The following is a 13090-nucleotide window of genomic DNA, read 5'->3' as shown; positions in this document are numbered from 1 at the left end:
CTGCAACCCCTGAGGAGATTTAACATTGCTATCCTCCTCGGAAGTTACAGCTCATTTAAATCTCTATATTATTAAAAGTAAAATGGTTTAAACATACTATATCATATCAATATAATAAAAGTAAAGTTTTTTCTTAAATTATTTTTTGTTCCCACTGCATTGCTTTTAATTCACCTGATCCAGCTACTACATAACCATCTTTTTGATTAACAATGCGCCATCCGTGCCCTTTAACTGAATCACATACTGTAACAATACCTTCGTCAAGAAGTACACGGCACACACTACTAATACCCGCCTTATTTTGCGTTGAAGTTGTATATAAGACATGTTGGTCTACACTTAAGTCTAAATAACTACTTGCTTTCTGCTCACTTTGACATGTATGCCAATATATTTTTTCACTCGCAATACTGTCATCTATTTTACAATAAGAAATATTCCCGCTAACTCCCTTGCACGATCCACTTGCCGCTACTAAATAAGAATTGTGTAAAGTCAACGCAGAGATCATTTGATTCATCGTAATTTTAATCCTCTTTAATTTACGTGTCTTCAAATCAAAGAGCCAAACACCACCATACTTAGCATGTATTTTCGTACCAATAAATAAGTAATGTTTATATAAAAATAATGATCGAATAGACGGTGCCGCACTGCCATACTCAAGAAATGGATGAATAGTTTCCCATGTCGAACCGAAATTATTAGAAAGATACAGCGTTTTTTCTCCATGAGCAACAACAGCTCCTTGTACATTGCTACATACATTCCAACTCGTTGCTTTTGTTGGAAAACGCTGAATTGTCCAGTTCTCTCCACCATTCATACTGCGAATAAAAATCCCTTCGTCACCTACACCATAAACTACATTATCTTCGCTATGTAAATCCCTAATTCGTTTTTGAAAACCATTTAAAATTCGTCTCCATTCTCCGTCTTGTTCAACAAATAAGCCATTATATGTAGTAGCTAACAACAGTTTTCCATCTCTTAACTTTGTAATAGCAGTTGCACTTAACATTGTCTCCACGTTGACACTCCCATTCTTAGAACTTCTCAGCAAATGCAATTGCAAAATTACTGCATTTTTCAACATCCTCTTCATCTTCTGGAGCTAATTCAATTTTCAGCCCTTCTTGTACAAGCTCTGCACCGCGTTCTACAAGACGTTCTTCAAATATCGTTACCGCTTCACAAAACAGTTCATACGCCGTATCCCCTGATCCGAATACCGCTACCTTTTTCCCAGCTAAATCTATATTTTCTAAGTCATCATGAAAATCTTCCGCTTCAAATGGTAATTCACCATCACCCCACGTATAAGATCCTAAAATGATTCCATCATAAGCTAATAATTCTTCAGCATCCATGCCTTCCATTTCTTGCAATACTACTTCATGATCAAAAGCATCTAAACTAACTTTAATTAAATCAGCAATACTCTCTGTATTTCCTGACATACTTGCATAAGCTATTAAAATTTTTGCCACTTTGGCATCCCCCTCTAAAAATAAATGATTCTCATTCTCATTATATTAATAATGAGAATCAATTTCAATTAATTTTTTTCTACTTTTATTTACATTTCACATTACTTATTTCAATTAAAGTGAAAGTTTAATGAATCCTCACCAATCAGGCTTTTTCAGAAAGCCCACAAATAGTGGAATAAATAAAAAAGCACAGATGACTATACAATCATCTGTGCTTTTTATTACTTTTTAAAAATACCAAACGGCTTTCCAACTGGTAAAACAACTTTTCCGAAGTGTGTGTTTAACACTGCTGCTGCTGAACCGTAGAAAGATAATAATGAAATAAGAAGTTCAGAATATGCTGCTAAATTATGCATTGCATGCGGCATAACACCTAAAGTACTTAATGAAAGACCGATAAATAAGAAATCAATAAGGACGAAAATCATAAATAATACTTTATGTGTTTCCATTGCACCAATTGTCATAAAGATTGTGAAAATCAAATATCCGATAAAGGCTACACCAAGCTGTTTTGAATCTGCAGCTTGTGCTAATTTTTCGCCAAATACTCCAAGTTGAATTAACCAAGTCATTCCAACACCTAGCCAAAATAGACCGTACGCACCGAATGCTGTTGTACCGAATGTATTGTTATGCTTTGCATCATGAATGCAAGCAAAGATTTGTGCAAATCCTCCTAAAAAGATTGCCCACGGTAATACAAGTGAAACGCCATCTGTTAAGCCTAACTTTTGAGATGATGCTACAAGTGTTACCATCGCTAATCCAAATAGACCAATTCCAGATGGATCCGCTGTTGTCATTTTCACATGATGTGTAGTAGTTTGATTGCTCATATAAACCTCCTGATTATAAACATACTCGAATACAATACTTAAATCAGAAGACTATGTCAATGGTTTTTTTTGTATGTTGTCAGACGTTATATTTTATAATGATTAAATATATTTCTGACCACTTCATAAGGTTTTATATTCACTTTTTCCAACTCGTTTATCGGTAGCCATAACGGAATATAATTTCCCCTACCTTCCAGCTGAAATTCCTCAGCTGTTCCGCTTCCGAACACTCCGCCTGTAATATAGGCAGCATAATAATATTCATTTCCTTTATATTTTACCTTTGCAATAAGGTGCTCCACTTTTATATGTACCCCTAATTCTTCGTATACCTCTCTTTTCGTTGCCTCTTCAGGCGTTTCACCTTCCTCAATCCCTCCGCCAGGAAACACATAATATGTTTCCTCTTCTCGAATACGTTTTATAAGAGCGATTTTTCCTTCCTGTACAATGATAGCCGCTCCGCGATTTCTTATCATTTTATTACCTCAATACGAATCGCAACTGTTCCCCACTCTTTTTCTTGTTCTTTCGTATATATTTTGTATGTACTTTCTAACATTTCCTCTAAACTATCATTTTCACAATCCAATAATTTTTTATCGATTTGTTCATACATGGCTTTAAAGCTCTCGTATCGCTTTATTTCCGTTACTTTTACCGTCATCATTTCTTTTGTCGTAAGATTCGTAAATACGATTTCATCGCCTTTGTTTATTAGTTGACGTTTTTCATCGTATAGGCGTACTTCATATACTTTTTTTCCTGATTGAATTGACTGAAACGGTTTATTATATAGACCCATTTCGTATCGCATACATCCCACTTCCTTTTGTTCATTTCACCTATTAATACAGTTCACATTACTACATCTTGCATATAATATTCCATACGTATCACTTAATTGAGAAAGGAGGCTGAAGAAGCATGTTATATTTAAATCAAAAACCTGAATATAATAAATATGATATTGGTGATTATACTTATAGTAAAGTAGGGCCAACCATTTTTTCTTGGAACGATGAAACAAAATTAAAAATAGGTAAGTTTTGTTCATTAGCAGAAGAAGTCGTTTTCATACTTGGCGGTGAACATCGCGCAGACTGGATAACAACTTATCCATTTAATGCACTTTTTGATGAAGGAGCACATATTACTGGTCACCCTTCTTCAAAAGGTGATATCGTAGTCGGCAATGATGTATGGATTGGTTATCAATCCTGCATTTTATCTGGTGTTACAATTGGTAACGGGGCCATTATCGGCGCCAGGAGCATTGTTACAAAAGATGTACCCCCGTATGCAATTGTAGCTGGTAATCCTGCAAAATTTGTTCGATATCGTTTCCCGCAAGAAACGATTGACAAACTAGAGAATCTCGCGTGGTGGGACTGGGACATTTCTGTTATAAAAGGAGCCATTCCATTACTACTCTCCGACAAAATCGACGAATTTTTCACCTCACCCGAAAAAGAATCTACATGATAAATACAGAAAGAGCATCCTTTTTTCCGGATGCTCTTTCTGTATTTATTTTTTATTTATTTGCAAATGATTACACGGAGAACATTGAAAAGGAATTTTCCCTAAGCAATTAAGATTCGTTTCACAAATTTGTTCTATCGTTGGAACAAATGGAATGACAACTATGTTACTTTCTACCATTTGTGTAACAGGTGGCAATACTGTGCCTACTTGATGTTCGAAACGAATACTCGCTTGATTTATATAATTTCCTGAACCATTTGGCGCGCTCTGCACTACTACTTGGAACGAAACTGTCCGTGCTTCACCTGGATTTAAATTTCCTATATTAAAACCTGACACTGGGTTTACATTTGGCACTGGCGTATTATCAATCGTTACAGTTCCAAGGACAAATTGAACACTACTATCTAACATATCTTGAAAACGAATATTTTGTATTGCTGTATCCCCCGTATTTGTAATAACTGTCGTAAACGTAATAACATCGCCAATTGTTGCTGCCTGTAAATTTGCCATTTTTACGACTGTCGTTGAGACATTTTGAGGAATAAACGGGATAACAACTGTATTGCTATCACCTTCAACTACTACTGGCGGCTCATTCGGATTTACAGTTGCGAGCCCATTTGCTATAGCAGTATTTGTAACTAAATTATTTACTTGCCCTCCTGTTATTACAACTTGGAAATTAATAATTGCTGCATCATTTGGCTGAAAATCACCTAACGGAATACCAGTATTCGGATTAGCAAATGGAAGAGGTACATCATTTACCGTTACCGTACCATTTATAAATAGCGTATTCGGATCAATGATATCTGTTAACACAATATTGGTCACAGGAACTGTACTATCATTTATAACAGCGATTCCGTAAGTGACAACATCTCCTACCATCGCTACTTCAAAGTTTGCTCCTTTTGCAACAAATAAGATTGCAGTATTTACCGTCACTATAACTGTATTGCTCGTATCCATCACTGTAACTGGCGGCTCCCCTGGTACTAAAATATATTCTGCTAACGCCCCAGCAACGTTCACTACTGTACCACCATCTGGAAAGCTCGTAATCGTAGCTTCATATGTTATAATCGCCGTCTCACCGACTGGAATGTCTACAATCGTAAATCCAACCTGCGGATTTACTCCCGGACGAGCTACTCCATTTACAGTTACACTATTTGGTACAAAAACAGCTTCCGGAGATAGGACATCGATAAATTGAATATTCATCGCATCAGCAGTACCAGTATTTAATATTCGAACCGTATACTTTACTGTTTCTCCTACTCCAACAATTGAATGATCTACTTCTTTTTGCATATCTAAACTGCCTCTATTTACTGGTGTGACTGTCGTATTACTTGAATTCGTAATTGTAAACGGAGGTTCTCCTGGAATTAATTCAAAATCACCCGTTACTCTTGCTGTATTCATAATGCTACTAGAAGGCGGAACTGCGATTACATTTACTTCAAATGTAATTAATACGCTATCCCCTACTGCAAGATTAGGCAATGCAAAGCCTACAAATGGATCTAAACCTACTTGCGGAATCCCATTTATTTGTACACTTCCAGGAACGAATTCTAAACTAGGTGATGGAACATCGCTAAACTGAACGTTCGTCGCTGTTACCGTCCCCGTATTTGTAACTTGCACACTATACGTTAACGTATCTCCTAATCGTGTCGCTTCTTTATTTACAGATTTTATAACGCTGAATCGTCCTCTATTCACTCTAGTTATCGTCGTATTACTCGGCTCTGTTACTACAACCGGTGGCTCTCCTGGCACTAAAGTAAAGCTTCCTGTTATATTTGCAACGTTCGTAATTGTTCCTGATGAAGGAATGGTTGTAACTGTCGCTTGAAACGTCACTATAACGGTTTCACCAACGAGTATATCTCCAACGCCAAATCCAGTAATCGGATTTAAGTTTGGTTGCGGGACTCCATTTACCGTCACACTATTCGGTACAAATGATGCTCCTGCTGAAATCGTATCAATAAACTGAACATTGTTAGCTGTTACTGTTCCTGTATTCGTTATTTGCACTGTATACGTCAATACATCTCCAACTAGAGTAGCGGCTCTATTTACTTGTTTAATAACATTAAAGCGTCCTCTATTTACAGTTGTGAGTGTTGTATTACTTGGCTGATTTACTATAACTGGTGGTTCTCCTGGTACTAAAATAAAGCTTCCGGTAACATTTGCCGTATTGGCAATTGTTCCGTTTGACGGAACGCTAACAACTGTTACTTGGAATGTGACTTCTACACTTTCACCTGGAGTTATATCCGGAAGTGAGAAGCCAGTGTTAGGGTCTAATCCAGGCTGTAACGCACCGTTTATCGTTACACTATTCGGTACGAATGTTATAGAGGATGGTAATACATCACTATATTGAACATTCGTCGCTATCACTGTTCCCGTATTTTGAACTACTGTTGTATATGTGATTGTATCGCCTACTGCAACAACCGGCTGACTTACTGATTTTAAAACATTCAAACCAGATTCATTTATTTCTGTTAATGTCGTGTTACTTGTCGTCGTTTCAGTAATAGGCGGCTCTGTTTCACTTACAGCAAATGTAGCCGTAACGTCCACAAAGTTAACAACCGTTCCACCTTGAGGTATGCTTGTTACCATCTCCTGGTATGTGACAAGTACAAAATCACCTACAGGTATATCTGGAACTGTAAAGCCTATGAACGGATCTAATCCTGGTTCTGGTACTCCGTTTATACTCACACTTCCTGGAACAAATGCTACACCACTCGTACTAGAATCAAGAAATTGGACATTCGTTGCCGGTACCGTTCCAAAGTTAAAAATTAGTACATCGTAGGTTAATATTTCCCCAACCGTCGCTGCCTCTTTATCTACTATTTTTACTGGGAAAATTGAAGCTATATTAATTGTCGTAACGACTAAATTCGTTAATATCGTTTGCGTAATCGGTGGCTCCTGCGGATTCGGCTGTGAAGTAAATGTAACGTCAGCATCATTTAATATAACTTCATTATCAGGAATTTCCGTAATAGTCACTTGGAACGTTACAGAAATACTCGCACCAGCATTTAATAACGGACTAACTGTAAAGCCTATTTCTGGATTTAATCCAGGTTGCTGTATTCCACCTATCGTTACACTGTTGTCAACAAACGTCGTCCCTTCTGGAATGACATCTTGGAAGAGTACATCTGTAACAGGGATAATTCCTACATTCGTTATTAACACTGTATACGTTAATACATCCCCAACAGCCCCAGTTGCAACATTTACTGTTTTTGTTGCTGTCACTTCACCAGGAGGAGGTAACGGTATTGTAACTACCGTTGTATTACTTGAGTTCGTTGTTGTTACAGGTGGTTGTAAAGGATTCAATAAGAAAGTAGCTGTAGCAGACGCTGTGTTTAGAACTGCCCCAAGCGTTGATGGTGCAACAACTATCACTTGGAACGTTACTGTCAATGATGTGCCAGCTGCAATAGTAGGAAGCGGGAAACCTACATTTGGGTCAAATCCAGGTTGAGGCGTTCCATTTATCGTTACACTATTTGCTACAAATGTTGTTTCTGGAGCAATCGTGTCAATGAAAGAAATATTTGTCGCTGCAACTGTACCTGTATTTCGTATAACAACTGAATACGTGTAAGTCTCTCCAAGTACTGCTTGTTGTACAGATGAAGATTTTTGTATAGTTAGTCTCGCTGTATTTACTTGTGTCACTACAAAATTACTATTTGTAGTAGTCGTTATAGGAGGTCCTGCTGGATTTATAAGGAAGCTTGCAGTAACGTTCGATTGATTTCTTATATTGCCACCACTCGGAACGCTTGTCACTGTCACTTGGAACGTAATTGTAGCAGTTTGCCCAACTGGAATATTTGTAACAGGAAAACCTGCTATAGGATTCGCACCTTGCTGAACAACTCCATTGATCGTTACACTATTCGCTACAAATGTAGCTCCAGATGGGATTGGATCTTGAAAAATAATATTCGTCGCAGGAACAGTTCCTGTATTTTGAATAAGAATCGTATACGTTAACGTATCTCCTACACCTGCTTGTGGTGTATTCACACTCTTTATTACATTAATTGATCCTACATTCACTCGCGTTACAACGACATTACTAATCGTTACAATTGTAATTGGTGGTTGCAACGGACTTACTTGGAAATCGGCAGTGACATTTGCATTATTCGGAAGCACTCTATTCGTTGGTACACTTGTGATTGTCACTTGAAAAGTGACTGTCACCATACCTCCTACCGGAATATTAGCAAGTGGAAATCCAGTTGTCGGGTTTAAACCTGGTTGAGATGTCCCGTTTATTGTTACACTATTCGCTACAAATGTTGTTCCAGATGGAATCGGATCAAGAAATGTTACATTTGTCGCTGCTACCGTTCCGCTATTTTGTATAGCAACTGTATATGTTAGTATATCTCCTACACCTGCTTCAGTAGCGCTTACACTCTTCATTACATTTAGTCCTGAGGAATTCACAACTGTCATAACAGTATTACTTGGAACCGTCACAGTAATTGGTGGCTCTGTTGGATTTACAAGAAAATCTCCAGTTACATTCGCGTTATTTACAACATTATTCCCTGGCGGAATTTCATTAATTAATACCTCAAATGAAATAATTACACTCGCGCCAGTAGGTAAATCATTTAATGGGAATCCTATTCCTGGATCTGCTCCCTCTTGTAAAACACCATTAACCAATACACTATTTTCAATAAATAATGTCCCTTGTGGAATTGAATCTTGGAAAAATACATTTGTAGCTGGTACACTACCTGCATTTATAACTTCGATTGTATATACTAAAACATCTCCTACCGTTGCAACATCCGTATTCACCGCTTTCACAACTTCAAAATTCCCTGATTGTACAGTTGTATTCACTAGGTTACTCGGAATAGTAATCGTTACTGGTGGTTCACTCGGATTGACTTGAAAACTTGCTGTGACATTTGCGCGGTTTAAAATATCTTCATCACCTGGATCCTGTACAATTAACACTTCAAATGTGACTACAACTGTCTGAGCCGCAGGAATATTTGGAAGAGAAAATCCTGTATTCGGATTCAATCCACTTTGTGGTACTCCATTAATTGTTACAGAATTTGCAACGAAAGAAACAGCGGAAGAAATAGTGTCTTGGAATAAAACATTTGTTAGCGGAACGTTTCCTGTATTTTGAACGGCAATCGTGTACGTTAAAGTGTCCCCTACTGCCGCTTGCGTTGTATTCACTTCTTTTATTACATTTAAACCGCCTGTATTAACTTGTGTCACAACTGTATTTGTTTGTCTATTAATCGTTACTGGTGGTTGATTCGGAATAACGACGAAATTAGCAGATACATTTCCGCGATTCGCAATCGTACCTCCTGATGGCGTAGAAGTTACTCGTACTTGAAATGTAACTGTCCTAGTCCCACCTGGAGATATGTTAGCAACTGTAAACCCAGTTGCTGGATTTGCTCCAGGTTGCGAAATTCCATCTACAGTTACACTATTTGCTATAAAAGTCGTTCCAGTTGGGATTGGATCTTGAAAAATAACATTCGTCGCAAGTACATTTCCTGTATTTTGAATTGTTGCCGTGTACGTAAGAACGTCGTTAACCGTTGCAAAAGCTTTATCCACTGTTTTTCTCGTTGTTATATCAGCTATATTAATTGTCGTAACTACAGTATTACTTGTCGCTTGCCCTGAAACTGGTTGTTGACCAGGCACTGGAGTAAAGTTAAATGTTACACTCGCACGGTTTGGAATTGGATTGACAAGAGGGTTCGATGTTACTCGAACTTGAAAGCGCACTACAATCGTTTGCGATGCATTAATACTTCCAAGATTAATACTACTTGCTGGATTCGCTCCTGGACGTGCTACTCCATTCACTGTAACGCTATTTGGAACAAATGTTGTTCCAGCAGGGATACTATCAACAAAAATAACATTGTTCGCAGCGACGTTTCCATTATTCGTTACATTAACCGTGTACGTTAATACATCATTAAGTGTTGCTGTCTGTAGATCTACAGACTTTTGCATACTTATAGTTGCTTGATTCACTGTCGTTTGTACTATATTTGAAGTAGATGTGCTTGTAACGAGTGGACTCCCTACAAAAGGACGGAATTGATAAGATACCATTGCACGATTTGGAATAGGATTTGGGTTCGGAAACGATGTTATTCGTACTTGAAATGTAACAACTCTTTGCGTGTTATTTGGAATTGTACCTAAATTAATTCCATTAGCAGGGTTTGCACTCGGCTGTGTTACTCCACCTACCGTTACACTACCAGCTATAAATGTTGTGCCGTTCGGAATACTATCTTGTAATACAACGTTGTCCGCACTTCCTGTTCCTGTATTCGGAACTGTAATCGTATAAGTGAGAATATCTCCTATACCTGCAACTGCTTTATCAACAGATTTGACAGGATTTATAATCGGTCCCGTCGCATCAATTTGAACACCAAAACCAGCCGCTGCATAACCATCACCATTTGTAACGAACCGAACGGTTGCTGACGTTTGATTATTTACTAATGATGATGAAGCATCTACGTTTGTAATATCCCAACCTTGTCTTCGAACAGCCAAAGCTATCCCTAATGGCTGATTCAAATCTCCAAACGTTCCGGTTGTATCTAATTCCCCAAAGTCATTACAAATTTGAGATTGAAAGAAATTATTTGCCGGATTTCTCGGTCCGAATAATGCAACTGTAGCATTTGGGTTTGGTCCAAAGCGAAGTTGATCTCCAGAAATGTTGGAATCTCCCTCTTGAACAGTTACGAGCACTCTTCCTGTAACAACTCCTGTAGCTGGAGTAGCAAATCCTGAAATAGTAGCATCAACTGGCGGGGATGAAGCCTCAATAATTTCTTGTCCTGCATACACTGATAAATTCCTTAGTGGTAAACTCGCATTTTGATAAACTACCTCAAGCGTCCAGCCAACTGAACGACTTATTGTTGAATCAGCTGATGTTCTTGCTGCAGGCACAGCACCTGTTGTATATGCGCCGGCCCCAGCCGCACTAACAAGGTTCGTTACATTAGCAGAGCGACTATAATAAAACTGCTTCCCTACTGAACCTTGCTGCGCAGTTGCTGGGTCTGGTGCAACAGAAAATGTTCCCACTGGTGTTGTAAAGGTGATATCATCATTTAAAAACGCAGTAACATCCTCCGTATCAGTCCGGTATGTGCCAGCCCACACAAGTTCTGCGTATAAGACGCTACTTCCTGCTGGAAGATTCAAAATTGCACTTGAAGAATTTAATGGCCAATCATTCGTCGTTCCTGCTGGGAATCCAGGTACTTGAAGTGATGTATTCACCGTTGTGAATACATCAATCGTACCAAAGTTATTACCTGGTGCAGGTGATGTCGGACTTAGTCCTAACGTGTTCCCAGTGAACGTGACGGCACCAGTTACTGTTGTCGTAAAGCGATTCATAAAAGGCACACAATCATCTCATTTCATTTATAGTAAAAAGTGCTCTATACTATAAAATGTAGACAAACTATACAATGTACGTTGTCCAACAAAATTCCGCACATATGAGAGGGGTTTATAAAACTATGCGCTACGTTATCATAACAGGAACTTCACAAGGTTTAGGTGAGGCAATCGCTACGCAATTATTAGAAAAAAATACAACTGTCATCTCTATTTCTAGAAGAGAAAATAAAGAGCTTACGAAACTTGCAGAGCAATATAACAGCAATTGCATTTTTCATTCCCTAGATCTTCAAGATGTACATAACTTAGAAACTAACTTTAAAGAGATCATTTCATCTATTAAAAAAGACAATGTATCCTCTATTCATTTAATTAATAATGCGGGTACAGTTGCACCTATGAAGCCAATTGAAAAAGCTGAAAGCGAACAATTCATTACGAACGTTCACATTAATTTACTTGCACCTATGATTCTTACATCTACATTTATGAAACATACGAAAGACTGGAAAGTAGATAAACGCGTTATTAACATTTCATCTGGTGCAGGAAAAAACCCTTACTTTGGCTGGGGCGCTTATTGTACAACGAAAGCTGGTGTAAATATGTTTACACAGTGCGTAGCAACTGAAGAAGTAGAAAAAGAATATCCAGTAAAAATCGTCGCTTTTGCACCTGGTGTTGTTGACACAAATATGCAATCACAAATTCGTGAAACAAATAAAGAAGATTTCATAAATTTGGATCGCTTCATTGCATTAAAAGAAGAAGGAAAACTATTATCACCTGAATATGTTGCGAAAGCTATTCGTAACTTACTAGAAACTGAGGACTTCCCTCAAGGCGAGGTTATTAGAATTGATGAATAACAAAAAGGTGTGCTATTTTAACACACCTTTTTGTTTTACTTCTCTAAAAATATGAGCACAGACTCCGCAATTTGCTCATAACCAATTTCTTGATAAATCTTATTAGATGTTGGATTCGCTAGATCAGTATATAACGTAGTCGTCTTGTAACCTTCCTCTAACATACGTTGACTAAGTGCCGCTACACAATTAGATGCGTATCCCTTTTTCCTTGCTTCTTTCGGCGTATATACAAAATTAACTGTTATATTATTTTTAGTTGGTCTCGTTTTTGCAGCTACAGAAACGAGTTTTCTATCCACTTCCAAACCAAACAGTCGATTTGTAGTTATTAATGTATGCGCAGTTTGTTTTGCTTCTTCTTTCGTAGTAGGAAGCTTTACGTCTTCACAAAATTGATATATCCACTGTTCTATTAATGGTAATTCATCATTATTTACCGCCCGGAAAAGTCCATTCGCATTACACTTCTTCTTTACTCTGTTCAGCTCATACACACCTTGCTCCATTACAACATTCGTTTTCTTATTTTCTAATACCGCAATCTCTTCCGCTAATTTCTGTACAATTTTCTTATTACCGATCAATCCAGGAATATCCGGATATACTTTCGTTAACTCTTTTGCAAGTTCCTCAATAGTTACTCCCGCAATTTCAGAAGTTGCAACAATGATTTGTTTCTTCTCTTCTGTTTGCAGAAATACAACCGCAATCTCTTCTCCTTGTTTCGCTACCCCCATAAATATCGGTTCTTGAACCATTTGTAATACACCTAATATGAGATTGTTTTCCTGCTCATTCTTTTCTAGAAATGGTGTAACATCTTCTTTAAAATGAAAAATCTCTTCATATACATGTAATTGAATCATCGACAATCTCT

9 protein-coding genes are annotated in these 13090 nt (G+C 37.7%); 2 read left to right on the top strand and 7 right to left on the bottom strand.

All coding sequences use genetic code 11. From position 1 onward, the window contains the following. Positions 1-133 precede the first annotated feature (133 nt). The 5 genes from ACTJJY_RS23285 to ACTJJY_RS23265 all read right to left on the bottom strand — a co-directional run bounded on the left by ACTJJY_RS23285 (position 134) and on the right by ACTJJY_RS23265 (position 3158). Positions 134-1033, bottom strand: a complete 900-nt coding sequence (locus ACTJJY_RS23285) for a WD40/YVTN/BNR-like repeat-containing protein (RefSeq protein ID WP_440606668.1) — start codon at positions 1031-1033, stop codon at positions 134-136. A gap of 16 nt (positions 1034-1049) precedes the next feature. Beyond that, positions 1050-1493, bottom strand: a complete 444-nt coding sequence (locus ACTJJY_RS23280; protein WP_001062752.1) for a flavodoxin — start codon at positions 1491-1493, stop codon at positions 1050-1052. Positions 1494-1717: 224 nt separating this feature from the next. After that, a complete protein-coding gene (locus ACTJJY_RS23275; protein ID WP_000070938.1) occupies positions 1718-2338 on the bottom strand; it encodes an acetate uptake transporter in 621 nt (206 codons plus the stop codon). 86 nt (positions 2339-2424) lie between these two features. Then, entirely contained in the window at positions 2425-2820 is a 396-nt protein-coding gene (locus tag ACTJJY_RS23270; RefSeq protein ID WP_152121588.1) for an NUDIX hydrolase, read from the bottom strand. Beyond that, entirely contained in the window at positions 2817-3158 is a 342-nt protein-coding gene (locus ACTJJY_RS23265; protein ID WP_001268348.1) for an ASCH domain-containing protein, read from the bottom strand. The genes ACTJJY_RS23270 and ACTJJY_RS23265 overlap by 4 nt, the downstream gene beginning before the upstream one ends. A gap of 110 nt (positions 3159-3268) precedes the next feature. Between ACTJJY_RS23265 and ACTJJY_RS23260 the strand changes: the two genes are divergently transcribed. Continuing rightward, positions 3269-3826, top strand: coding sequence for a CatB-related O-acetyltransferase (locus ACTJJY_RS23260; RefSeq protein WP_000966305.1), 558 nt, complete (start codon positions 3269-3271; stop codon positions 3824-3826). A gap of 45 nt (positions 3827-3871) precedes the next feature. Here ACTJJY_RS23260 and ACTJJY_RS23255 read toward each other — a convergent pair whose 3' ends face one another. Next, entirely contained in the window at positions 3872-11344 is a 7473-nt protein-coding gene (locus tag ACTJJY_RS23255; RefSeq protein ID WP_440606667.1) for a DUF7507 domain-containing protein, read from the bottom strand. 116 nt (positions 11345-11460) lie between these two features. Between ACTJJY_RS23255 and ACTJJY_RS23250 the strand changes: the two genes are divergently transcribed. Beyond that, a complete protein-coding gene (locus tag ACTJJY_RS23250; protein WP_025687002.1) occupies positions 11461-12210 on the top strand; it encodes a (S)-benzoin forming benzil reductase in 750 nt (249 codons plus the stop codon). A 35-nt stretch (positions 12211-12245) separates the two neighbouring features. Here ACTJJY_RS23250 and ACTJJY_RS23245 read toward each other — a convergent pair whose 3' ends face one another. Next, positions 12246-13079, bottom strand: coding sequence for a GNAT family N-acetyltransferase (locus ACTJJY_RS23245; RefSeq protein ID WP_440606666.1), 834 nt, complete (start codon positions 13077-13079; stop codon positions 12246-12248). Between the last annotated feature and the right edge of the window lie 11 nt (positions 13080-13090).

This window comes from Bacillus sp. 22475 (assembly GCF_052044835.1).
In the GTDB taxonomy this organism is placed as follows: domain Bacteria; phylum Bacillota; class Bacilli; order Bacillales; family Bacillaceae_G; genus Bacillus_A; species Bacillus_A cereus.
This window is presented reverse-complemented; position numbering and strand designations above follow the sequence as displayed.

What these genes read in the sequence shown, in the direction of transcription:
- ACTJJY_RS23275 (WP_000070938.1), bottom strand. Translation starts at nt 2,338, where the DNA reads ATGAGCAATCAAACTACTACACATCATGTGAAAATGACAACAGCGGAT.
- ACTJJY_RS23270 (WP_152121588.1), bottom strand. Translation starts at nt 2,820, where the DNA reads ATGATAAGAAATCGCGGAGCGGCTATCATTGTACAGGAAGGAAAAATC.
- ACTJJY_RS23265 (WP_001268348.1), bottom strand. Translation starts at nt 3,158, where the DNA reads ATGCGATACGAAATGGGTCTATATAATAAACCGTTTCAGTCAATTCAA.
- ACTJJY_RS23260 (WP_000966305.1), top strand. Translation starts at nt 3,269, where the DNA reads ATGTTATATTTAAATCAAAAACCTGAATATAATAAATATGATATTGGT.
- ACTJJY_RS23250 (WP_025687002.1), top strand. Translation starts at nt 11,461, where the DNA reads ATGCGCTACGTTATCATAACAGGAACTTCACAAGGTTTAGGTGAGGCA.
- ACTJJY_RS23245 (WP_440606666.1), bottom strand. Translation starts at nt 13,079, where the DNA reads ATGATTCAATTACATGTATATGAAGAGATTTTTCATTTTAAAGAAGAT.